At 51.8% G+C, this 24,603-nt stretch carries 19 protein-coding genes and 1 pseudogene; 13 read left to right on the top strand and 7 right to left on the bottom strand.

Features of this window, described 5'->3' with window-relative positions; translation table 11 throughout:
- Positions 1-772: 772 nt before the first annotated feature.
- Together J2I46_RS30100 and J2I46_RS30095 are read left to right on the top strand one after the other, a co-directional pair.
- On the top strand, positions 773-1,228 hold the full coding sequence (locus tag J2I46_RS30100) for an Xre family toxin-antitoxin system antitoxin (protein ID WP_207332817.1): 456 nt from the start codon (positions 773-775) through the stop codon (positions 1,226-1,228).
- 15 nt (positions 1,229-1,243) lie between these two features.
- Positions 1,244-1,702, top strand: coding sequence for an RES family NAD+ phosphorylase (locus J2I46_RS30095; protein ID WP_207332816.1), 459 nt, complete (start codon positions 1,244-1,246; stop codon positions 1,700-1,702).
- 66 nt (positions 1,703-1,768) lie between these two features.
- On the opposite strand, the pseudogene J2I46_RS33230 reads toward J2I46_RS30095, so the two are convergent.
- Positions 1,769-1,900: pseudogene (locus J2I46_RS33230) on the bottom strand (HVA1 family protein); the annotation flags it as partial.
- Positions 1,901-2,311: 411 nt separating this feature from the next.
- On the opposite strand from J2I46_RS33230, the gene J2I46_RS30085 reads away from it, so the two are divergent.
- The 5 genes from J2I46_RS30085 (at position 2,312) to J2I46_RS30065 (ending at position 6,230) form a co-directional block, all read left to right on the top strand.
- Complete coding sequence (locus J2I46_RS30085) at positions 2,312-2,596, top strand: ArsR/SmtB family transcription factor (protein ID WP_207332815.1); 285 nt, start codon at positions 2,312-2,314, stop codon at positions 2,594-2,596.
- 472 nt (positions 2,597-3,068) lie between these two features.
- The gene (locus J2I46_RS30080) at positions 3,069-3,737 is read left to right on the top strand and encodes an AAA family ATPase (protein ID WP_207332814.1); all 669 of its coding nucleotides are present in this window, start codon (positions 3,069-3,071) and stop codon (positions 3,735-3,737) included.
- Positions 3,703-3,987: a hypothetical protein gene (locus J2I46_RS30075; RefSeq protein ID WP_207332813.1), complete on the top strand. Its 285-nt coding sequence runs from the start codon at positions 3,703-3,705 to the stop codon at positions 3,985-3,987. Before J2I46_RS30080 ends, J2I46_RS30075 begins: the two co-directional genes overlap by 35 nt.
- Before the next feature lie 58 nt (positions 3,988-4,045).
- A complete protein-coding gene (locus J2I46_RS30070) occupies positions 4,046-4,969 on the top strand; it encodes a replication protein RepA (RefSeq protein WP_207332812.1) in 924 nt (307 codons plus the stop codon).
- A gap of 316 nt (positions 4,970-5,285) precedes the next feature.
- The gene (locus J2I46_RS30065; protein WP_207332811.1) at positions 5,286-6,230 is read left to right on the top strand and encodes a DUF8464 domain-containing protein; all 945 of its coding nucleotides are present in this window, start codon (positions 5,286-5,288) and stop codon (positions 6,228-6,230) included.
- Between the two features lie 126 nt (positions 6,231-6,356).
- On the opposite strand, the gene J2I46_RS30060 is transcribed toward J2I46_RS30065, so the two are convergent.
- On the bottom strand, positions 6,357-6,761 hold the full coding sequence (locus J2I46_RS30060) for a PIN domain-containing protein (RefSeq protein WP_207332810.1): 405 nt from the start codon (positions 6,759-6,761) through the stop codon (positions 6,357-6,359).
- Positions 6,758-6,997 carry a hypothetical protein gene (locus J2I46_RS30055; RefSeq protein WP_207332809.1) on the bottom strand — a complete coding sequence of 80 codons (240 nt, stop codon included), beginning with the start codon at positions 6,995-6,997 and terminating at the stop codon, positions 6,758-6,760. The genes J2I46_RS30060 and J2I46_RS30055 overlap by 4 nt, the downstream gene beginning before the upstream one ends.
- A gap of 1,001 nt (positions 6,998-7,998) precedes the next feature.
- Between J2I46_RS30055 and J2I46_RS30050 the strand changes: the two genes are divergently transcribed.
- The 5 genes from J2I46_RS30050 (at position 7,999) to J2I46_RS30030 (ending at position 18,084) form a co-directional block, all read left to right on the top strand.
- Positions 7,999-8,502 (top strand): RNA polymerase sigma factor, encoded by a 504-nt coding sequence (locus J2I46_RS30050; RefSeq protein ID WP_229380030.1) that lies wholly within the window; start codon positions 7,999-8,001, stop codon positions 8,500-8,502.
- A 55-nt stretch (positions 8,503-8,557) separates the two neighbouring features.
- Entirely contained in the window at positions 8,558-9,667 is a 1,110-nt protein-coding gene (locus J2I46_RS33400) for a FecR family protein (protein WP_207332807.1), read from the top strand.
- Between the two features lie 236 nt (positions 9,668-9,903).
- Positions 9,904-13,143 (top strand): SusC/RagA family TonB-linked outer membrane protein, encoded by a 3,240-nt coding sequence (locus J2I46_RS30040; RefSeq protein ID WP_229380029.1) that lies wholly within the window; start codon positions 9,904-9,906, stop codon positions 13,141-13,143.
- Between the two features lie 16 nt (positions 13,144-13,159).
- Positions 13,160-14,887, top strand: coding sequence for a RagB/SusD family nutrient uptake outer membrane protein (locus J2I46_RS30035; RefSeq protein WP_207332805.1), 1,728 nt, complete (start codon positions 13,160-13,162; stop codon positions 14,885-14,887).
- 191 nt (positions 14,888-15,078) lie between these two features.
- Positions 15,079-18,084, top strand: a complete 3,006-nt coding sequence (locus J2I46_RS30030; protein WP_207332804.1) for a PA14 domain-containing protein — start codon at positions 15,079-15,081, stop codon at positions 18,082-18,084.
- Between the two features lie 339 nt (positions 18,085-18,423).
- Here the strand turns inward: J2I46_RS30030 and J2I46_RS30025 are convergent, their stop codons facing one another.
- The 4 genes from J2I46_RS30025 to J2I46_RS30010 form a co-directional block, all read right to left on the bottom strand.
- Entirely contained in the window at positions 18,424-19,101 is a 678-nt protein-coding gene (locus J2I46_RS30025) for a DUF4369 domain-containing protein (protein ID WP_207332803.1), read from the bottom strand.
- Between the two features lie 263 nt (positions 19,102-19,364).
- A complete protein-coding gene (locus tag J2I46_RS30020; protein ID WP_207332802.1) occupies positions 19,365-20,015 on the bottom strand; it encodes a CAP domain-containing protein in 651 nt (216 codons plus the stop codon).
- A gap of 464 nt (positions 20,016-20,479) precedes the next feature.
- Positions 20,480-22,855, bottom strand: coding sequence for an ABC transporter permease (locus tag J2I46_RS30015; protein WP_207332801.1), 2,376 nt, complete (start codon positions 22,853-22,855; stop codon positions 20,480-20,482).
- Between the two features lie 347 nt (positions 22,856-23,202).
- Entirely contained in the window at positions 23,203-23,463 is a 261-nt protein-coding gene (locus J2I46_RS30010; RefSeq protein WP_207332800.1) for a hypothetical protein, read from the bottom strand.
- A gap of 105 nt (positions 23,464-23,568) precedes the next feature.
- Between J2I46_RS30010 and J2I46_RS30005 the strand changes: the two genes are divergently transcribed.
- The gene (locus J2I46_RS30005; RefSeq protein WP_207332799.1) at positions 23,569-24,405 is read left to right on the top strand and encodes a DUF4198 domain-containing protein; all 837 of its coding nucleotides are present in this window, start codon (positions 23,569-23,571) and stop codon (positions 24,403-24,405) included.
- Positions 24,406-24,603 lie beyond the last annotated feature (198 nt).

The raw sequence follows: 24,603 nt of genomic DNA, 5'->3' as shown, positions 1-24,603 counted from the left end.
GGCAAAGGGGGCAAACGGGCGCTAGAACGGATTCCCCAGCCTGCCCCGCCAGCTTGTTGATGGCCTGCGTAGCGACTTAGACCCTAGGTCGTCTATGTCACCCGTGGGCCGAGACGAGGTTACTACAATGTTGGTGGGATGAACCGTTGTAGCCTGGCCAGGGTGAGAGCGGAAAACGGGCCCAACCAGGGCTCTTGGTCCCTGGATCAGGCCTGTTTTGCCCGCCCGGGATCAACCAGAATTTTTTGCTTACCCAAGGTCAGCGGTGGATCTTCCCATTTTCTCACCGCAAAAAACGGTCATCTTGCTCATTTACAGGTAGATGACTCAAAATTATTCGATCACTTGTACCCAAATCCCAGACAGGACCCCGCCACGCACTACCCCTTCATTACAATTGTAATGCCATTTCCCGGTGATATATGACAGACTGGTTACATCGCGGCTTGACCGTTGCCTAACTGCTTGAGTAGTGACCGGCTCAAAAACGAGGGAAACCGGCGCTGGAGAGGGCGCTCCACCCTGTTTGACCCGGTCGCTGATGGCCTAAGGGATGGCTTTCCCCCTGGACGATCTATGTCACCCGGAGCCCGAATCAGGGTGACTACAATTCCGCCCTGGTGACCCCCTGGTGGAGCTCCCTGACGGGCAAGTCGAATCAGCGCAGCCTGGTAAGATCACCTGCCTGGAGACCCTGGCATCAGGGGCTGGCCAGTGGACTGCTTTTTGGCAGTTGACTTACTGTCTAAATGCAGTTATCTTTGTGCCCCATATGGCTACCGCAAGCGCACGAACGACCAGAAGGCCTGGTCCCCCCTCTACCCTCGAGGTGGTAACTTATCAGCCCCGGCAGGTGTCTGGCCTGGCTATCATTGAACAGGCCCGGCAGGGGGTCACTACCCAGCAGGTCGACCAGCTGACCAAACTCTTGCAGGTCTCCTTCAAAGAGATGGCCGCCCTGCTTCAGCTGGCCGAACGGACGCTGCATCGTTTCCGCAGTGAGGGACAGCTGGACCAGCAGGCCTCCGAGCGGCTGCTGCTGCTGGAGAACCTAACGGCCCACGGGTTGCTGGTCTTCGACGGCCGAAGCGACGCCCTGGCCGATTGGCTGCGCTATCCCCTGCGGGAGCTGGGTAAGCAGCCGCCCCTGGCCTTGCTGGCCACCATCAGTGGCTTTGGCCTGGTCGATGATGTGCTGACCCGGATTGAATACGGGGTTTACTCCTAAGTTCTTTCTGGTCCGATGCTGGTTTATCGACTCTACAAAAGCACCTACCTGGCCGATCCGCTGTCAGCTGAAGGAGCCCGGCGCGCTGGTGGCCGCTGGAACCCCAAGGGCATACCTATCCTCTACACCTCGGCTACCCCGGAGCTGGCCCTGCTGGAAGTGGTGGCCCATCTGAATCCGAGTTTCATTCCCAGCTTCCATCTGCTGGTGCTGGAGATACCTCAGGATCACCGGACCATCGCCTTGGCCGATCTTTCCCCGCGGTGGCCCGAGTCTGATGATCCGCTGCCCGGGCCGCTGGTCGACTGGCTTAAACAGCCCGACACGCTGACGGTATCCGTGCCATCGGCCATTGTTAGCCGGTCGCGTAATTTTCTGCTGCATACGCTTTACCCGGGCTTTAGCGAGCAGGTCAGGATTGTGGAGAACCAACCGTTTCGGCTTGATGCCCGCCTGCTGGGAGATGGGCTCTAGAAGCCAGGTGGACTGCCTGGCCTGGTTGCGCCCCTGAGCTACTACTGGCTGACTTGAGACCTTCTTACCGCTGTCCTGCTTGATGACCGGGGCGGGCTCCCCCATGGAGCCTTTGCGCTTAATGGTGTGCCCCTGCCCTTTCTTGGTTACGTCTTTGGTCTTTACCTGGGTTACCTCCCCCTCCGCTTTGCCTGTACCAAATTGCCACTGGAGCTGATGGTCTTTGGTGTTTTCATTGGCTGCTGAGTCTTATCTAGGTTATAACGCGCATCAGGTCATCGCGCTACCTGCTGCTAAGGAGGGCACGGAGGGCACAGCAAGCGCTCTTCTTGGTAAAGTGCAAGAAATGAGACGGCCATACTTATCAAAGAAAGCGTTCAGCAGGGTTTATAACGTTCTAATAACGGTCGTTCTTAATACGTTATAACGATAAATTAAGCGTTTGAATGAGTGAAAACGGCGTACGCTGGCTGAACGCCTCCAGCCTGGTCACTTCCTTAATCTAGCCTTGGCTGACTTATTTAGTAGGCAGGATAAGATCTTTTGCCTATCCACTTCTAATCTATTGCAGGCCGCCTGGCGTAGGTACGTTTGTTTACGCTCTTCCACATGCAACAGATCGCTACTAAGACCCTTAAGCAGGCGGCCTACGTGCTCAAGGGCATCGCGCATCCCCTTAGGATGCAAATCATTAAACTCCTGGAGCAGACGCCGGGCCTGAGCGTAACCGACATTATGGCTGAGCTGCAGGCCGAGCAGTCGCTGGTTTCGCATCACTTAACAGGCATGCGTAGACGAGGAATCGTAGTGGGTAATCGTGATGGGAAAGGCGTCTACTATTTCCTGACAGATCAACGGTTTGTTGACATCATCGATACGGTCATGGGTAGCTAGGGGCTGCTGAGTAGACCAGCTAACGGTGGGGCGTATTCATTAGGCCAGGTGGCTACTGAAGCATGGGTAGCCAACAAAGAGAAAGCTCCGGCTCATCAAAGACCGAAGCTTTCTAATATCCACCATTCACTATACTTTCAGAATTACTACATTGATGAACACCCGGTTGGGGACTTCCCCGCTACGGCTAGGCCTTTAATGAGCTTACGGCGTATAGATGGGGCTATTTCGCCAGAAACGACGATTAGCCGGTAGATTATACAAATTCAGGCATACGATTGTATGCTAATTTTGGTGCATAAACTAGCATATTAATATATGTCTGTTTAAGCACTCATTTAAGATTGCATTTGTATGCTAGTTCTGGTACCAGAACTAGCATACAAATGCAATCTTAAATGAGTGCTTATTTGGTAGCTTGGTTTTGTGCATAGATGTGTGCAGCTTTACGCACCAAAAACGATGCTTGTTTATGATCTACACAATGTGCGGCCAGAAGGGCGGGAGCGGGCGTAGTACCATCGCTGAGAACCTGACGGTCTGGCTAATGCGGCAGGGCCATGATGTCTTACTGGTCGATGCCGATGATCAGGGTACGGTCGCTGACTTTACCATCTGGCGAGAAGCGACCAAAGACGATATCGGCTACACGATGGTCAAGCTTGATGGCGGCAATGTCCGCAAGCAGGTTGAAGCCCTGAAGCCCAAATACGATCACGTGGTGATTGATACGGGCGGGCGGGATACCACCTCTCAGCGCGCCGCTCTGTTTGTGGCCGACGTAGCCCTGATCCCCATCCGGCCCCGCTCGCACGACGTGTGGACACTGACCAAGTTGATTGAGATGATCACCGAGATCCAGGCCGCCCGGCCACTGCCCCTGGTGGTGCACACCTTTCTAAACTGCGCCGACATTACCAGCCAGGAGAACCGGGAGGCTGCCGAAGCGCTGGCCGCTATGCCCGAACTGGGTTTTCTGCCCCACGCCATCAAGAACCGCAAAGCCTACCCGGTCTCGGGCGCTAAAGGCCTGACGGTATTTGAGGTTGAGCAGCCCGATCTAAAGGCCGTAGCCGAGATTGATACACTTTTTAACGCCATTACCCATGAACAAGCTATCCCTGCCGCCCCAGCGCAGTAAACCAACTTCGGAGGCCGAAATTGAAGCCATCATCAACAAGGGCGGCTCACCAGCGCCCAAGCAGGACGTAAATCCCGAGACCATACGCCACGTCAATACTAGGCTAACCGAGGGGCTGATTCGCCAGATCGACGCCCTTCGGGCCTCACGCCCCCGCAAGATGGGTAGTCCCAAGATGGGCATTAGCCTCAGGGACTGGATCGTGGAAGCAGTCGTTGAGAAGCTGGAGCGAGAGACGGCTGCCAAGTAAGGCCAATCGGCTGGTGGCCAATGTTATCCCCTAGTGCTGATGCTTAAATTCCAGACCCATGACCGATAAAAAGCAAGATCTTTCCAAGGTGGCCAAGCGGCGGGGGAAGCTTATCTACGAGGCCTTCCAGGAGGAGCCCGACGACCGGGAGATGCTGTTTCAGGCGGCGGCCATGTGCCAGGTATACCTGCCCAAAAAGGAGCTGGCCGATCCATCAGCGCTCTGGGAGACCGACAGTGGCAAGTTTTCCATGTCGATGATTCCCCTGCCCATCACCAACCAAACGACCCACAAAAGCGAGTTTATTGGCCTTCCTTACGGCACCAGGGCCAGAATCATTCTGGCCAATATCAATACCGTAGCCGTTCAGAAGCAGAACAGGCTCATCGACGTATCCAGCCATAACCTGACTCAGTTCGTCAAGGAAATGGATATGACCGATGGGGGCACCCAGATTGCCATGGTCAGGGAGCAGATTGCCCGCCTCTCCAACTGCATCATGCGGCTGACCTTCGACGGGGAGGAGTGGCAGGACAATTCCAATATGCCCATTGTTAGCCGTTTTACAGTGTTCAAAGATGGGGGCCGGGTGCAGCGCTGGCCCGAGCAGATCGAACTCTCCGAGCAGTACTTCAACAACCTGGTGGAGCACGCCGTGCCCCTGGCAAGGACGCACATTGCCGCCCTGTCGAATAATTCCACCGCCTTTGATCTGTACTGTTTCCTGGCCCACCGGCTGCACCGCATTCCGCGCGGCAAGCCTCAGTTTCTGGCCTGGCAAACCCTTAAGGATCAGTTCGGTACGGAATACAGCCGAATGGTTGATTTTCGAGCCAGCTTTAAGCGCACCTGGCAGATCGTCAAATCCCTCTACACCGATGCGCGAATCGAGGAAAAAGGCACCCGTGGTCTGATGCTCTTTAATAGCCCCACGCCAATACCTAAGCAACTGGTAATCAGTTTGTTGACGCCAAAAGTGTGATAACTCCACGGTAACAGCCCATTTTTATGTGGATAAGCCTGATAATCAAGTGTTTATTCACCGTGGAATACTCACAATAGCCTACCGTGGAATACTCACAATAGCCTACCGTGGAATACTCACACAAACCATTAGGTTAAACCCTTTAGTTAAAAAAGAACCTTTATTACTGCTAAAGCGCAGTGGAAAATGCTAATGAAAAAAGAGTGTCAAGGGGCGCGACAACTAAAAGCTTAGTTATAAAATTGCATTATTTAGTAAATAATTAGCATTTTACTAATAGTATTGTGGATTAGTATTTTGCTTGCCTTTGCTTATGACCGTTTCTGACGCTAAATCACTGGATATCAATGAGCTGCTGACCCGGCTTGGGCACCAGCCTACCCGGCGCACGGCCAAGGATACTTGGTACCGCCGTCCCTACGGCAGTGAGAGCCATGCATCGTTTCACGTCTCTCGTGACGGCCGTGCCTGGTTTGATTTCGGCACTGGGCAGGGAGGCAACATCATTGACCTGGCTTTGCTACTGGGACCCTGCTCAGGCGTAGCCCAGGCCCTGGCCTTTCTGGAGAGCGTGCAGGGACAGCTTATTCGTCCCGCCACCATCAAGCAGCGGCCACTGCCCCAACCAGCGCCCGCTGCCTACCAGCTTCAGTCGCACCAGCCGATGGCCGATGAGCGGGGCGGGGCGTTTCTACGTAGCCGGTCGCTGGACCCCCTAGCGCTGAGGCCTTATCTAACGGATGTGTATTTTACCCCTGGCCACTCGCCCCAGACGCAGCCCCTATACGGAATTGGCCTAGCTAATGCCTCGGGAGGCTTTGAGCTGCGCAGTCAGCTGGGGGGGACCCCCTGGCGCAAGCTGAGCCTGGGCCCCAAAGACATCAGCGCCTTTAGGCTCAGTCCCACGGCGGCCTGGCTCTGCTTTGAAGGTATGCCCGACTTTGGCAGTTTTCTTACCGTGGACCGGCCCCCGGTAGGTACGTTCAATTATTTAATTCTCAATGGAACGGGCATGACCACCAGGGCCACCGAGTTTCTGGCTACCCAGCCCCCGGGCTCACTGATCCTTTGCTCGCAAGCGGGGGAGGGGGCCAGAAAGGCCAAAGAGACACTGCTGGCCTGGGCCGCTGCCCAGGGCTGGCAAACGGGCGATATCGATCATAAGTGGCAGGGCTACGGCGATTATAATGAGAAGTTGATGGCCAAACAGAAGCTGGCTCCTTCGGCCCCAGGCGGATCGGTAAATCAAGAGCCCTAGCCTGATTAAAAGCGGCTGGCAGCCAAAAGGGCGAGCTTAGCCTGGAAAGGCAGGGCAGCTACCGCTAAAGTGTGAATGGCGTGGTCGCCAGGGCCGCTATCTTACTCCTTAACAGTATACTGGTAATCAGGCAGAATGCTTTATTAGCTTTAGCCCGCCAGCCACTAAATGGTCAAAATCATTATCGGCCGTATGAAGCTCCATATCTAGATACAGCGCGATGGCCGCAATCCAGAGATCATTCTTGCCCATGTTGCGGGCGGTGATTCGGGGTGGCAGGGGCGTCTGTTTTGATTTGCCCTGACTGAAGGCATCGACTTCCGCGTAGATGCGCGTTATCTCCCGGTTCAAATCCGCGATGGGACACGAGTCGATCAAATGCTGAAGGAATTTTACTTTTTGATAACCCCAGTCATTTTTTAAGGCCAGGGCTTCCAGCTCGCCCACCACCACCACGGGGATGACTACCCGCAGGGGAAGCAGCGTCTGAGTCCGTACGTGCCGGATAATCAGGTTAGTATCAAAAATCATTGGTCAGCCCGAAGCTGCTGCTCCATATCGTCCCACTCGGCCTGAGAGAAGCCCAGATCAGGAATGGGTAGGGGATCTTTAGGCGCTACCAGCTGAAAGAACAGATCGGCTCCAATGGCTTTGATAATAGCCGGGTTGTAGGTATTCATCTGCCCCCGCTTCATCTTGTGAAGGGTGATCCCGTTGACAATGAAGGCATCGGGCGTCTCGGAAATAGAAGGGTGGTTAGTCGTCATTGGCGCAGGCAGGAGGCGAAGTTACAACCCCTTAACAGAAAAGTACCGCCGTCAGTTTGCGGAAAGCTACGCCACCGTTGAGATCAATTACCTATTGCATGGGGTAGAGCTGGGTAGTGGCCAAAAAGCCCCTATTGATCAATCCTGGTTTGCGCTCCAAATGAGATCTATTTGCCCGTAAGCTACAGGGTTCATTGGACGTCTATGACGGCATTCAGACTAATGGATCCGGCCAGGTAACTAGCCTGGCTGGGTGACCTATCATTTTCTCGGCCGGCTTACCAAGGCAAGGCTACTCCCAGCCTATGAACCCCGTACCAACATACCTTGCAGGCCTGCTGCTTACAGTCTCCTGGCGGCCTGTCAGCAGCAGCCTACCCAGACGGATCAGATACTTCATCTGCCCATAACGCGCCAAAATGGGTATGGGCTGTTTACGCCTCACCTGGGTATCCTAAGCTCAGATTGACCAGCGAATTCCCTCTGGGGCAAAGTCTAGCTGCCCCTTAAAGGGCTACCCACCGGCTGGCGTAAGCTGACTACATCTATGGCTGGCCTTGATTTCATCAGCCCGTCCACCAGAACGTGCTGATGGGTAAGATCGATGCGGCCAACGATACGCTCCTTCAAAAGGAGCGGAATACAAAACTAACATCCGAACCAGCTATCCCGCAGATTGCTTAGCTACCGGGTGCCCTGCAAAGCAGTATATAATGCTGCTTTTGGGGATTAATTGGTCGCTTTAGCCGTTAACTATGTTAGAAATGTGTTATTTTTATTGCCTTTAATTATATATAGCCTTTACTTCTAGTCCTTACAGAAGTAAAACTCAGACTAATCCAACCGGTATCACTTCTGCGGAAACAGGTTAGTTAGCAGTAAACTCAATCAACAGACTACTAGAGGCAACTTTTATTGTACAGAGCCACAGGGTGAACCAACAGCAACTTTGGACTGCCTTTCAGTCAGGAGACGAAAAGGCGTATACGCAGCTTTATAAGTTGCACATTCAGGCCATGTATCGCTACGGAATGAGCCTGGTAGCTGCTTCGGAGGCATTTGTGCTGGACTGCGTACACGATGTTTTTACGGACCTATGGGCCAAACGGGCCCGGCTAATAATCCCCGATAATATTCGTCATTATTTGCTCAAAGCGCTCAAGAATCGAATAATGCACCTGCTCGAGCGTAAAGAGCGCCCTACGCACTCGTTAGACGAGGCGGACTATGAGGCGCTTTGGGCGGAACCCGATGATCTGGAAATAATGGAAGAGCTGGAAGCGGCTAGCAGCCGTCAGCAGCGATTGCAACAACTCATTGCCCAGCTCCCTCCTCGTCAGCAGGAGGCGCTGAAATTGCGCTTCGTTGAAAACATGGATTATAATCAAATCGGCGAAGTATTGGCCGTTAACCAGCAGTCAGCTAAAAACCTGGTTTTTCGGGCTGTTGAGAAGCTTCGCGGCTGGATTGTTCTCCCTTTTTTAATTTTTTCCATTTTTTTTTAGGTTTTAGTGAGTACGTTTTTTGAATTCTGTCATCTACTGACAAATTCAATGACTAGTGCAGCCCGCTTACGAAAACTTTTCAACCGCCGACTTCCTAACGGACAACGCCTTCGTCAGTCACCAACTTAGGCCGACGAGCCAGTCGTCTCGTTTTTGGGCGGACTGGATCAGCCAGCACCCGCAGCGATTGCGGGAGTATCAGCAGGCTATTGATTTGGTTGCCGCCATTCAACTGGGCCTTGATTCGTATGCCAAAACCCGTTTACCCGAGCAGGCTGTTGAGCAACTCTTGCTCCGGATTCAAGGAACGAATGCTCGGCTACCCGCAACTGTCCGTCCCCTTCATCGGCTAGGCTGGAAAAAATGGGCTGTCGCTGCTTCCCTTTTGTTGGCATTAGGGATCGGCATTGGCCTCTGGCGACAAACTACGCCCCGCCCCTCAACCTACGAGGGGCAGCTGGCAACGTTGAAACACACGTTCTCCGAAAAGATAAACACCACATTGCAAGTCCAGATCATTCACCTGCCTGACGGGTCAATTGTCTCGCTGGCAGCTAAGAGCCGCTTGAGCTATCCGGCTGATTTTGGCCAGCAAAAGCGAGTCGTGTACCTGTCGGGCGAAGCGACCTTTGAGGTAACCAGCAATAAGGCCAAACCCTTTTTGGTGCATGCCAATGAAATAATGACCAGGGTAGTAGGGACCAGGTTCACCGTGCGGGCGTTTGAGCGGGAAGATAAGGTTCGGATTTGGGTTCAATCTGGCCAGGTATCGGTCTCTCATAACCAGTCAACGTCCTTGTCTATTGGCCCAGAGGTTATGCTGCTGCCCAATCAGCAAGTTGTCTTCAACCGCGAAACGGCTCAGTTTGATAAAATGCTGGTGGATAGTCCCAGTCTGGTTGCTACCCCAACTCGCCAGCGCAAAGCGCCTGCATTTGTCTATAATGATACGCCTATCCTTCAGGTATTACAGGATTTGAAAGAAGCCTACGGGATAGACATTCTCTACGACAAAGAAGCCCTGGCCAATTGCCAATTGAACTCCTCGATGGTCAACGAATCCTTTGAGCAGAAACTAACCGTTGTCTGCGCGACCATTGGCGCTACCTATGAACTCGTTGATGGCCAGGTCATCATCAAGGGAGGTAGTTGTCAGCAGCCCTAGGCCGCCGCCAGTAGCGGATACCATAGCCATTCCTCACCATTGTGTACCAATAGACGAATCAATAGTGCGTACTCTTACTTATAAAATGCTCATTGTTACATGTTTACCCCAAGTAGTGAATTGCCCCTTGGCGACACCTCACCTGGCCAGCGGCTGGTGATCGTCCTTGCTGATTTTCTTCCCCGATCAAACCAATTAACACGATGAAAAACGTAAATCTTTACCTACTAACGTTTATGAGACTCACTTGTCTGCAACTCCTGATAGCGCTGCTTTTGGTGGGGAGCGCCTGGGCCAATGATGTTTCAGCTCAGGAATTACTCGACCGGCGAATGAGCCTGACCATTCAGGATCAGACCATGAAGAATGCCTTGCGCAGCATTGAAAAGGCCGCCAACGTTAAGTTCTCCTATAGCCCGCAAATTGTTCGCTCTAAACAGCTTGTGTCGATGCGCGTTCAGAACAGTTCCTTAAAAGAGGTGCTGGAAAAGCTACTCATCCCGCTGAACGTAACGTTTAATATTTCTGGTGAACAAATCGTTCTGGCCCGTACTGTTGAAACATCCGTTAATATCCAGTTGGTAGACGGCCTCGAAGCGCCGGTTGAACGCACGATAACTGGGATTGTATCGGATGAAAAAGGAGAAGGATTGCCGGGAGTTAGTGTAATTGTCAAGGGCTCATCCCGGGGTGCTGTAACCGATGCGTCGGGTACGTACCGGTTAGTTATTCCCGACGGAGCGCAAACGCTGGTTTTTAGCTTTATTGGCTACGTTACTCAGGAACTGGCAGTTACGAATCAAACAACCCTGTCCTTACAGCTTAAGTCCGATGTAAAATCCCTCAATGAGGTGGTTGTGGTAGGCTACGGTTCGCTAAACCGCAGGGAGGTTACCAGCGCCGTTACGCATTTATCCTCATCCGATTTGCTTCGGGTGGGCAGTAATAGCCCTTTGATGGCTATCCAGGGAAAGGTAGCTGGTTTGTCGATTACCAATACCGCCGCTGGTGATCCAAACTCTACGCCCAGTATTCAGCTCCGTGGAGTTTCTTCAAGAAGCGCTGGATTAGGACCCCTGTTTGTCATCAATGGTATACCCGGGGGAAACCTGGATAACATCAATCAGAATGAGATAGAATCAATTGATGTGCTCAAGGGTGGCGCAGCGTCTGCCATTTACGGTACACGGGGTAGTAATGGGGTTATCGTCATCACCACCAAGAAAGGATCATCGGAGTCCCGCATTTTCTACGACGGGTATAGCTCTTTTGATTTTGTTACCAACAAGCTGAAGTTACTATCTAAAGATGAATTTCTAGCCAACAAGCGCGGCGTTGATCTAGGGGGTAATACCGACTGGGCCAAGGTGGTGAGTCGCGACCCGGCTTTTTCGCAAAAACACACCCTGCAGTTCTCTGGTGGCAATGGACAGACCAATTATTTCTCGTCGGTGGATTACCGTAATGCTACCGGCATCGATCTGCGGTCTGGCAAGCAGGAGTATGGTGGCCGGGTGAACATAAACCACACGTCCGCCAATAACCTATACGCCATCACCTTTACGGCCGCCCCCCGCTACACAAAGACAAACCAGGCCGATTACAGCGGGTTCAATTACGCACTTACGCTCAATCCAACTCAGCCCGTTTTTGACAATGCAGGGCGGTATGCGTACATAACGTCTGGTTTTTTCGCCAACAACCCGGTAGAAAGGGCTAAGAGTGTGTTGGCCCAGCAGGAAGTAAAGTATCTCGATATCAATGGGTCATTCAAACTGAATCTGCTCGATAACCTCTCGACACTGGTTACCCTTGGGGAAGTGACTTCATCCTTCCGAAATGAGAACTTTACGCCCTCAACGTTAACGACCGTCGTTAACGGCTCGAAACGGAACTCGGCGTCTCAGTCACTGGACGAAAACGATCAGAAAAGCTTTGAGTGGACAGGTAACTATGCGCTGGACGTTCGGAAGCATGGCATCAAGTTACTGGCCGGTTATTCGTACCAGTATTTTACCTCGTCGGGTTTCAGCGCGGCCAACGAAAACTTCCCCTCCGATGTACTGACCTATAATAACCTGGGAACGGGACTGTGGAATTTGCAGCAGGGCATTAATAACGTAGGCTCTTACCGGAATAACTCCAAGCTGGCCGCTTTTTTTGGGCGCGTCAACTACGATTACGATCAGAAGTATTACCTATCGGCCAGTTTGCGGCGGGAGGGTTCGTCTAAGTTTGGCTACGATAACAAATGGGGTAATTTCCCGGCGGCTTCAGTTGGCTGGCGCATCACCCAGGAGTCATTTGCGCAGGGTATTCCGTGGCTGAATGAACTGAAGCTCCGGGCCGATTATGGGGTGACGGGGAACCAGGACTTTGGTAACTACCTCTCCCTGGACACCTATGGTGGCTACGGGTATTATCTCTATAACAATACCTCGTATCAGGTCTGGGGGCCTAGTCAGAACACGAACTACGATCTGCGCTGGGAAAAAGCCATCAATTTTAACGTAGGCATCGACTTTGATCTATTCAAGAGCAGCCGGTTGTCGGGTAGTTTGAACTACTACATCCGCACAAACAAAGATTTGCTGGGGTCATATGCGGTACCTAATCCGCCAAACGTACAGGGATCAACCTTTGCCAATGTGGGCACTATGCAGAACTCGGGCCTTGAAATTCAGCTGAACGCCAATGTGATTACTAAAAAGGACTTTAGCTACAACGTAACCTTTGCTGGGGCAACTAACAGCAACAAGTTCGTTTCCTTCTCCAGTGATGCCTATAAAGGCCAGACCTTTATTGACGTGGTGGGACTGCCCGCCCCGGGTAGCCCCGGTAACGCCCAGCGGCTGAAAGAAGATACCCGCATTGGTAGTTTTTACATGCTCAAATCGGCTGGAGTCAACGAGAGTGGTGCCTTACTGGTTTACAACAAGGCTGGGGACGTCATTCAGGCCAATAGAGCCACTAACGACGATAAGCAATTTGTCGGCAATGGGTTGCCCACCTTCTCGGGCGGTTTGACCAATAACCTGAAGTATAAGAATTGGGATTTAACCATCTTTCTGCGCGGTACGTTTGGCTACCAAATTTTTAACACCTACGCCTTTTATTTAGGAACGCCCGCGACTCAGCAGAACATCAATACCCTGGCCTCAGCCTATGACGGAGGTAAATACTCCAAACTGACCAATACCGCTACGTACTCGTCTCTGTCCGATTACTTTCTGGAGTCAGGTAGTTTCGTTAAAATAGATAACGTGACCCTGAGTTACACGCAGCCGATCACAAGCAAATTCCTTCGCTCGGCGCGGATCTACGCGACAACCCGGAATTTGAAAACCTTCACCAAATACACAGGGGGCGATCCTGATTTAGTCCAGATAAATGGCCTATATCCGGGTATCAACAGTTCGTTGAACTATTTCCCCTCAACGACTCAGCTGTTGCTGGGCCTTCAGGTCACCTTCTAATTCATTTAGTCAACTCATGAAACGATCTCCTTTTTTCAACGCCATACGCAGTGCATTGGTCGCCTCACTAGTCCTTACGGCTGAAGGCTGTACCAATTTAGACGAAGTACTCTCTGACCGCATTGTATCGAGCAACTTCCTTCAGACCAAGGAAGATGTCATTCGTGACTTTTTGCGGCCCTTTGAACACAGTTACTGGACTATTCAGGGCGGGTCAACCTTTATGCTTCAGGAAGACAGCTCAGACGAGTTGATGACACCCAACCGGCAGGGTGACTGGTTTGACGGCGGGCAGTTCCAGCGCGTTCATAACCACGCCTGGACGCCAAACGACGGTTACACCAGCGACGCCTGGAATGCGCTTTATGGTGGGGTTACGCTGGCAACAAACACCATCGAGGATTTACAGGCTATCGCAGATCCAGCCAGGTTCAACATGACCCAGGCAGAACTGACGGGGATGATTGCCGAAGCCCGGACACTGCGCGCCTGGCTCAACCTGCGACTGCTGGACTTTTACCGCAACATTGTGCTGGTAAAAAAAGTAAAAGGTGAAAGCCAGGGCGGTCTTCAGGTATCGCCCCAGGAGACATTTAGCTACATTGAACAGGAGCTAAAGGAGGCGTTGCCTCAGCTGCCTACCCGGCAGAGCCTGGGCGCTAACGCCGTTGGACGCTGGACGCAGGGCGGAGCCGCCTCGCTACTGGTACGGCTATACCTAAACGCGAAGGTGTATACCGGTACGGATCATTTTACCGATTGCGCTACGGTATGCTCCGATATACTGGCGGGTAAATACGGACAATATGCCCTGGAGACCCGCTGGGACGCTCCCTTTGATTATACCAATCCAACCTCGCCCGAAACGGTCTTTGGCTTTCCTGGTAGCTTTGGCCTGACCCACTGGCAATATGATGGCGGCATGTACTTCTGGATGCTTCCGGTCAACGCTACGTTTTATTTCGGATTTACAGATTTTGGCACGGCTAACCCTAAATATGCCCTTCAGCCAGGCCGAGATGTCGATAGCACCGAGTATAGCTTTGCCCTAGGTAAGCCCTATCTGAAGTTTCGCAAATACCCCGATGATGTGCGCCTGAAAACCTACAAGAATCTGGGTAACAGCAAACGGGAGGGCATGTTCTTGCAGGGGTATCTGCCCTACGTCAACTCAAGCGGTAAGGTCGACACGGTTCGCTCGACCAAGGGACCTTACCCGTTGTTTTTCCGTGATCAGGTAGGTATGTTTTTGGCGGCCAAGCCCGGAACCAAGATTGCCGACAAGGAATCCAACATGAACCATGCCGACCAGAATTCAGGGCTTACACCTGTAAAATACCCCTATTACCCCAGCAGCGATCCCAATAAGATTTCGTCTGCTTACGCCGAGATCCGGTTAGCTGAAGTCTATTATTCACTAGCCGAGTGTAAGTACCGGGCGGGTGATAAGGCCGGGGCGGCCGTGCTGTTGAACGCGGTTCGGGCCAGAAACTACCCGGCGGGTTCGCCCAGTCTATACAAGGTTGATGGTAGCCAGTTAACCGATCAGGAGATGCTGGATGAATGGGGCCGTGAATTCTTGGTAGAATCTCGCCGCCGCACGGATCTAATTCGCTGGGGCGTGTTCAATACAGGTACCTGGTGGGATAAGCAGCCAGACGCGGATAATCACACGGCTATTTTCCCCATTGGGCAAAACGTACTTAATGTCTCTACGCAGTTAAAGCAGAATCCGGGATACTGATCTCAGTTTTTTGCTGATTAAGCGGCTAAAAGAGCCGCCAGGAATCGTCGCTTTTAAATCCATAAATGATACAAGTTTTTGTAAACATGGATTTAAAAGCGACGTTTTGCTGGGTGGCAACCAAAGAGGGGTAGCCTAAGACCGCCCTGTTAGCCGTTAATAAACTCGTTCAGTTTACTTTTTAGATTAAAATGAATCACGTCAAACGAATACCGCTGCTTCTCATCGCCTTGGTAGGTGCGGTAGTAGATATAGCGTTTATCAATCCCTCCCAGTTGTCAGGCAAAAACCCGACTACGGCCGTAGATCGGCCCCGGGAAGCCTGGGTACTACGATCTGTACTGGATGGCCGCCCTCGCATGCTGAGTGTTGCCCTGCACGACAAACTCTGGCTAGCTTATAACACGCAAACCGCTTCGCTTTACAAGGCCTGGCTGGGAAGCGTCAAATTTGGCGGTCCTGTCTATACGTCTGCCCATGGACCGCAGCCCGTTTCGGCCGGAATTCCCTATATGGAAGAACCGGATGCCAATCCATGGCGTATCGTCGAGAATGGGAAAGTCAGTACGCCAGCCATTACCTATAAAGGCCATTCCGTCCTGCAAAACCGGTTGAGCTTAACCTATGAGCTGGCTTATCAGGGCAAGAAAATCCAGATCGAAGAAACGCCTGATTTTTTTGATCCCGGAGGGAATCGAGCTGGTTTTGAGCGCGTATTCGTCACGAAGAACGTGCCCGCTGGGGTTGCCATTAGCCTGGCCATGCACCTGAATTCGCTGGGAGCGGTAAGCGATTACCAAACCGACGGCAAGTTTGCGGTACTTCAGGAGGGCACCGAACAAATCGAAGACAAGGCATTTAAAACCAGTAGTGGAGACCTGCAGCTAAAGGCCAACGGTAAAACCACCTTCAAGGTCAGTTTTACGGCAAAACCGGCGGTAAAGAGGGCCACTGAGTACAAAAACCGGGAGCAGCTGGTAACCGATCTGTTTGCCAAAAGTGATTGCAATACCTGTCATAACCGCGACGTAAAAACCGTCGGTCCTGCCTACATGGCCATTGCCGAGCGCTATGATAATACGGCCAAAAGCAAGGAAGCCCTAATCACCAAAATAATCAAAGGCGGGGCGGGGAACTGGGGCCAAATTCCCATGACTCCCCATCCTGATCTAAAGCGGGAAGATGCCGCTACACTGGTTTCGTATATCCTGGATCTGGACGCTGAGAAAGAAAGGAAGCAGATGGCGGACAAGCTAATGCCCAGGCCCACCTATCCCGTTACCTTCAAGCCGATCGATCCGGCTACTGTAGCCATAAATACGGAGTTGCCTGGCATGGCTGTCAATGTCTACCAGTTCAGCAGTGGCCTGTCCAACATTCCTGAAATCAATGACGAGATGGCACCGGTTCAATCGGGTTCGCTAAACGCCCTGCACTGGGACAACAAGGATTTTGGGAGCCTGAAGGCCAATTTTGTCATGCACGCCAGTGGCCTGTTGACCATTAAAAAGATCACCAATGTTGTTTTTCGCCTGGTTTGCGACGATGGGGGCCGGTTGTTTATCGATGATAAACTGGTGGTCGATAACGGGGTTAATCATGGCTTGAAACCCACCGACGGGGAGATTATTCTCAAAGCGGGCAAGCACCCATTTCGGATGGAATACTACCAGGGTGAATATGATAAAGGCGTTTCCCTGCAGTGGATGCCGCATGGTAGCAACGCCTTTACAGTGGTTCCGCCCGCGGTATTTACCTTCAAAGGCAAGGACATCAAACCAACCCAGCAGGGAGCCATTGAAGTTCGGAAGGACGAGGTGCCCGGGGATCAGTCTCCGCTGGTAGCCGTGCATCCCAGCTTTGTCTTGAGCCAGGCCCGGCCGGATCAGTTTAAACCCCGCGTCGGGGGTATGGACTTTCTCTCCGATGGCCGGATGGTAGTCAGCACCTGGGATTCGCTGGGCTCAGTGTATCTGATCGACGCCCGAAAAGCGGCCACTCCCCAGCAGATCCAGGTCAAACGAATTGCCTACGGTTTAGCCGAGCCGTTGGGCCTCAAAGTAGTAGACGACCAAATCTACGTCATGCAGAAACAGGAGCTGACCAAGCTGGTGGATTCAAACAAGGATGAGCTCATTGATACCTACCAGACCATCTGCAACGGTTGGAAGGTGTCGGCTAATTTTCATGAATTCGCCTTTGGCCTGGTCTATAAGGACGGATACTTTTATGGTACGCTGGCTACGGCTATCAATCCGGGCGGAGCCAGTACCCAACCCCAGATTCCAGACCGGGGGAAAGTCGTGAAAATAAACCGCAACGATGGGTCCTTCTCGCTCATTGCCTCTGGTCTGCGAACGCCTAATGGCATTGGGCTCGGCGTAGACAACGAGATATTTATTGCTGATAATCAGGGCGACTGGCTCCCGGCTAATAAGATCGTTCACTTGCAGCCTGGTGCCTGGTACGGCTCCCGCTCGGTCGATTTCGCGGGTACGGCCAAGGCCAAAGAAACCCAGCCGGTGGTGTGGTTAACCCAGGATGAGATCGGTAATTCACCCAGCCAGCCCGCCACCCTGAACGTGGGTCCGTATCAGAATCAGATGATCCATGGCGATGTGACCCATGGCGGTTTGAAGCGGGTATTCGCCGAAAAAGTGAATGGGGCGTATCAGGGCGTTGTCTTCCGCTTTACTCAAGGTCTGGAAGCAGGCGTGAATCGACTGGCCTGGGGGCCGGATGGATCGCTCTACATTGGCGGGGTCGGATCGACGGGCAACTGGGGCCAAACGGGTAAGTTGGGGTATGGTTTGCAAAAGCTGACCTTCAACAAGACCTCTACCTTTGAAATGCTCGCCGTACGGGCCCGGCCCAAGGGAATCGAGATCGAATTTACGGAACCGCTTCAGGCGGGCAGTGGCCAGTCAGTGGCCGACTACACCATTCGGCAGTGGTGGTTCAAACCCACGGCCGACTACGGCGGGCCCAAAATGGACGATCAACGGCTGGCCATCAAAACGGTTCATGTATCGGGCGATCGAAGAAAGGTGTTTCTTGAACTGCCGGGCATGCAAAGTAAACACGTCGTTTACGTTCGGCTAAACAGAAAAACGGTAGCCAGTGCCAGCGGCAATAAACTCTGGTCGACCGAAGCCTGGTACACCATGAACGCCATTCCTACGGAGGTGGCTCAGTAAAGGGTAAAGCGTGGCTCCCTTTACAGGATCATCTTGGCAAGTCTGGACTCATAGCTCATGAATAGCCCCAAAACCCCAGTCTAATCGTATAAATTCTATACGACTAGACTGGGGTTTTGGGGCTATTCATGAGCTATGAGTCGCAATGGAGCATTCTGAACAGGCTGTTTTTATCTACGATTATTTTTTGCCATTAACCAGAAAGCGCCCGCACTATCTATTGGCTGGGCTTACCCGTAAACACTACTGATGCATCACAAAGTATGTTTCACTCAGCGTCTGATTGAAAGCAGGTAAAGAAATCGACTATGTTCCCTGCTTACAGAGCAGTAAAGACGTTTATTTTTCTAGATATATTCTGGCTCTACTGTGCTTCTTTAAATCGGTAGATAGCCCTTCAAATAAACGCTTATTTTCTTCTTCTGTGGCCATATCATCAGTAAAGGTTAGGATGAACAAACTAATAGGCGATCCAGGATTTTTAGCTACGTAATCCTGCGTATATTTTTTGAATTCTTTCTTATTGGTTTCGAATAGCTGATTATACGAATAGTTAAGACTATCTACTTGAGCCGTTGAGTAACGAGCGCCTACTTTCCATTCCTGTTTTAAGGAATCTAATCGCCAGAGTGGTGCCAAAAATAACTCGTTCCTTCTTTGCAAAAAATCATCATATTGTTCAGTCAACGGAGAATCACGGATTGCGGATTGGTCAAATTCAAGGCTGTCAACGTGTATCTGGATGTCGCCATCCCAAACGAAAACAATAAACCGATTATCTACCGAGTTTTGCAGCATGTATAAATCATATTCGGTAGCTGCCATGGTAAACGAAAACTGGTTGTCTCTTGGCTCAATTGACTTTATTAACTCTTTGGCGAAGAGAGTTTTGTATTTGTAGAGCTTAAAGTGTGTAGCGCTGCTATATATTCCGCCGACTTTGCCGGCAATAGACATAGTTTGCGCCTGACTCATTAAACTTATCAGCCATAAAACCCCGGTAAAAAAGTAGCTCATGTCAAATTGATATTAAGTGCAGCTAAAGATAAGTAGTATCAAAAACCATAAATCCTCATTAACATTATTTAGTAAATGTTAATGAGGATTCGTAATAGGTATACAAATTATAGACTGATCAGACTCGCTGAACTAGTCTGGTGAAGCCTACTGGCCGTGGTCAGCTGTAAGGTGGGATACCACCCTAGTTTGCCGTGTCTATAGTCAGGACAATCCTTAGTGATTTCGTCTATACGCCTTATAGTGGCTGGCGGAAAATCAACTCATTTTAGGGTGATGGGCTCCTTTAGTGCCCCGAAGTTCTGTACCAGTCGGCCAAATGGCACTATCCGGCGTGATTGAAAGGGATGAGCTGATAAGGAGGCAGCGCAGCCTAAGTGCGTGTATAAAGGGTTTAATAAATTAGCCCGGTGATGCGGTGATTTTAGCCACTGCTCTACTGCATAGCGGGCGTAACTAGCGTAGCCGTAGGGCGAATAAACCTCACTGGTCTCTTCACTAAAATATTCATAACGTTGATGCCGACTGCTGAAGCGGACAGAAAACCACTTAGGGGTGTTTATTGTCTGATACTCGCCAATGTTTTCGGCCATCCTGCCAAACCGGGTTGTTTGTCGTCGAACGCGGCTAAGCAGCGTACGATCCCATAGGTAGACCGGGTTTTCGTGGCCGTAAAAGTCGTATTGTATCATCGACTGAGCATGACTTCTGGCGGCCTGGCTTAAAGCCCGGTCATACTGAAACAGGGGTAAACCAGCTTTACGACGGGCCTCGTTGGTAGCCTGAAACAAAGCCACCTCAAGCAGCAGGGCGTCTGGCTTAGAAAGATCGATGGTCTGCTGGCCAATGGACTGATTAAAAAACGTACTGTCGGCTACCAAGTACCCGGCCGGTACACCATCTAGGGTACCCATCCAATGAGTTAGCTGAAGTAAGAGCCACCAGTTCATCTAAACTTTTACGTTCTTGCTGGGTGATAATTGTCGGCTGAACCTGCTTTCTCCATCAACTGGAGCCTGTACATTGCCTACGCCGTTTGATGATACGTAGTTGATTACCCCCAATAGGGTTTGTAAAAAAACTGTTTAAGTGGCCAAGGATAGGCTTTACTAACGCACCTGAAGAAGGAAGTTTCTTAAACACTAGTGTGTCGGTAATCCTACATTCCATTATCAACCTACAGTTACAAATAACGTGATTTAGCTAGTTAAACCGGTAAAATTCGTGCTGGCATAAACTAGTACTAAAGTCACTCTTAGCTTATGGCAATCAACCGGCCATAGTCGAATAAGCCGGTTTGTTGTAAAAATATCAGATTGCTTCACTCAGCCTAGCGTCTCTACCAGCAGCGGGTCTAACTCCTCACCACTCTGGCTAGTTAGTCGCTTCTCAATGACTTAACTGGGTTCATCAAAGCCGCTCTTATGCTTTGATAACTCACCGTTAGTAAAGCGATCCCCAAGGCCCCTGCGCCTGACAACACAAAAATCCAGCCCGATAGCTCAGTGCGATAGGTGTAGCTTTGAAGCCAGCCATGAAGAAAATACCAGGCAATAGGCGAGGCCACAATGCAGCCAATTAGCACCAGTCCAACGAAATCTTTTGCCAGCAACGTCCATAGGGCCAGCACTGAAGCGCCCAGTACTTTCCGAATGCCTATTTCTTTGGTCCGCTGCTCGGCCATGAACGAGGCTAGGCCAAACATGCCCAAACAGGAGATGAAAATGGCCAGGCTGGCAAAGAGCGTGGCTAGTTGGCCAATCCGCTCTTCGCTGCTAAATTTTTTGCTGTACTCATCGTCCACGAATTTATAGGTGAAGGGCGTGGTTGGATCATACTGACGGAAGATACCGGTAATCTTGGTCAGGGCGGCGCTGGTGGCCATCGATGGGGAGAGTCGCAGGGTCAGCACGCCCGCAGACGCATCATATAAGACAAAGAGCGTAGGCTGAACCTGTCCGAAAGGACTGTCTTTGATCAGGTCGTTGATAACGCCAATAATGGGTAGATTCCGGCCATTCCAGTTGATCATCGAATGCAGGGGATCGGTAAGGCCCATCAGTTTCAGGGCGGACTGATTCAGTACTACCGCCTCCGAATCACGGTTGAGCACCGCTGAAAAGTCACGTCCGGCGCTGAGCTGCCAGCCAATGGTCTGGCCAAATTGGGGCGATACTTGATTGGTCATAAACAGGGGATGCAAGTCAGGTGATTTGCCGGGCCAGGACACGTTGGTTACCCCCGCCTGATCTGTGGTCACCGAGCCGTTGGAAACCGCCATCTCCTGAACGGCTCCCGTGGCAAGTAAGTCAGTTCGTAACGCGTCGAAATGGCCCACTAAAGCCGGTGTACGCATACTGACCTCAATAAGGCCCTGACGGCTATAGCCAGCGGGCCGGTCTTTGGCGTGCTCAATCTGGCGGCGCACAATGCCGGTGCCAATGATGAGCGTGACTGAGACGGTAAACTGAAAGACAACCAGTGCTTTACGCGGCAGCGTACTCCGCCGCCCGGCGTTGAGCGTCCCCTTCAGTACGCTGATGGGTTGAAAGGAGGATAGATAAAGAGCAGGGTAACTGGCGGCCACAAGGCCCGTGAGCAAACTAAAGCCCAAGCCAATGGCCCAGAAGTAGGGATTCTGCCACGGTAGCTGGATCTGCTTACTGGCAATCTGATTGAAAAAGGGCAAGCTAAGCTGCACCAGCAGGAGCGCCAGGATAAAAGCCAGGCTGGTAACTAGCAGGGATTCGCCCAGAAACTGGGCAATCAGCTGCCCGCGCAGGGAGCCCACCACTTTGCGCAGGCCTACTTCTTTGGCCCGCTGCTGGGAGCGGGCGGTGCTCAGATTCATGAAGTTGATGCAGGCCAGCAGCAGCACAAACCCGCCAATCAGGCTAAAGAGCCACACGAATTGAATCAGTCCCCCCGCATTGACCCCGTTGTCAAACTCAGAATACAAATGCCATTTGGTCATGGGATGCAGAAAGAACTCCGGCTTATAAGGGGGTGGGTTCTGTCGCTTCATCCGAATGTCCTTGATGCGGGCGGAAGCCTGCTCCATGGCTACGCCCGCCCGTAGCTGAACCAGGACCTGGTAGGAGTTTTCATCCCAGTTAGCCTGGGCCTGCTGAGCGCCCTGATTGATGCGTAGAAACAAGGACCAGGGTGCCAGGTACTGCACGGCACTGAAGCTACTGTTAGCGGGAAAGTCCTGGTAAATGCCCGTCACCTGAAGGTTTACCCTCCCATCAAGCTGAATTAGGTGATTCATGGGGTCCCCCTCACCAAAGAGGGTTTGTGCGAGCGATTGCGAGAGGACGATCGTATTGACATCGGTTAGGCTTCTGGCTGATCCCCTCAGCATCCGAACCGCCATGATGGGCAGAAAGTCTGGCTCGACAAAGCGGCCCGTCTGGGTAAAGCGGTTCTCACCACTGGCCAGCACCGCCTCCCGGTCAGCGGTGGTGATGGAGAGTCGGCTAAAGTCAGGATAGTGACTACGCAGCTGCTGGGCCAGTGGAATCGAAGCTACATTATAGACGGCCTTCTGGCCATCAAACTGGACCGTCTGCCAAACCTGAGCAATGCGATCTGCTTCTTCCCCCTGTCGATCAAAGGACAACTCATCGTGTACCCAGAGCCCGATCAGCACGGTCACGGCCATGCCCGTGGCCAGGCCAACAACATTGATTATAGAGAAGGCTTTGTGACGAAGCAGATTTCGCCAGGCGATTTTGAGGTAATTACTGAGCATGATCAGGCTGAGTTGACGCGATGTTGCTGGTCGGCCAAAGATCATACCAAGTCTACCGAGAACCGCTGGTGAGCCCCAGGGGCCTGTTAGCCAGCAGACTGCTGTACGCTTTCGGACACGGTTGTCCGCACTAGGCCCGGTCGCCATGCGGTATGCTCAAATAAAGGAGCTTGACGGGGATGGCTTAGCTTACCGACCCACAAATCAATAGAGTCTGTCCAGGTTCACCGCTGGTAAAGAGGCACGCAGCTAGTCCTGCTATAAGTAACGTATTTAGCTCTCCATAACCCGGGCTAAAGCCTGGGATCAGCAACTCGCCCGCCGCGCCATATAGTCAGGCTTTGCCGTTAAAAACGCCGGGGCTGATAACTTACGTAAGCCTCCCACAGCTCCCTGTTGATGAGCCCTTTCTTGTAGGCCGCTTTCAGGTAGGGCCGTAGCTGCCCGTCTAGTTCGGGGGCATTTTCGTTGCTATACTGCACGGTTGTCCAAGCCTTGACCGAGCGGGTCGCAAAGGCGGTTTTGGGCTGGTTAAAGTCCATAGGCCAGCCGTAGCGCTCAAGGTCCTTAAGCAGCACGTACTGATTGGCGGCATCGTTGCGATTCATGCGATAGGTCCGCTCAAACTATCCGATTTTCGGATGCTAATCGCGGTGAAAGTAGTTATTTTGCCTTTCTCGAATACTTCTGATCATTGTTGACCACCAATAAATATGAAAAAAACATACTTGACCATCAGTCTATTCGTGCTGATCACTGTGCTGGCGAATGCCCATGAGTTCTGGCTTCAGCCAGATACGTTCTTTGCTAAGCCGGGGCAGGTTGTGCCTATCCAAGTACTGGTTGGCGAGTACTTTAATGGGGAACGATCTGAAGGGAAGAAGCACCGCATAGTTGAGTATTCCCATTGGGTCAGCGGAACAAAATCGGATTTATCACTGGATTTAAGGGAGGGACATTACGGCGTTGTTCCGCTCAAAATAGCTAAGCTGGGAACCCACCTGATAGCCTTTGCCAATACGAACAAACAACTCTCGATGCGGGCCGATAGCTTTCTGTTGTATTTGCAGGAAGAAGGCCTGGATCACATTATCCGGCTGCGTCAAGAACGCGGTCTGGCCCAAACCCGTAGCCGGGAATCTTACCGGCGGTGCGTCAAAACGTTGATTCAGGCCGGAGGTGTTACAGCCTCCGATCAGACGCATAGGCTCGATACAGGTATGCCGCTGGAAATAATCCCGGTGCAAAATCCATATGCCGTAGCAGTTGGCGCGCCGGTTGACTTTCAGGTTTTGTTCGAACATAAACCACTCCGTAACGCACTGATCCGTTACTGGAACCGGCCCGCTGGTAGCACTCAAACTACCCCAGATACCAAACCGGCCGGATTATCGGAAGTACAGCTGCGAACGAATGCCGATGGCCTGGTTCGCTTCCGGCTAAAGAAAGGCCAAAACATGGTTAGTTTAGTGCACATGGTACCGACAACGGATACCAGCGAAGCCGACTGGCAGAGCTTCTGGGGAAGCCTGACGTTTGGCTGCCGATAACTCCTAATTCTACTGTCTGCTGAGCAGCCGAGTAAGGTAGTGAATGACTTTTTTGGCTGCTCAGCAGACCACCTACCTATGCCCATCAGGTCACATTAGTTGGCACGGTCTACGACCAGACGACCAACTTGCTAATTCGTGAAGTCACCGTGCAGCTAATGGTTACGGCAATCTTACCCTTGGATCAGCATCGCTTCG

This window comes from Fibrella forsythiae, from assembly GCF_017353175.1.
In the GTDB taxonomy this organism is placed as follows: Bacteria; Bacteroidota; Bacteroidia; order Cytophagales; family Spirosomataceae; genus Fibrella; species Fibrella forsythiae.
Note: the sequence above shows the minus strand (reverse complement) of the source record. Positions and strands in the feature narration are given on the sequence as shown.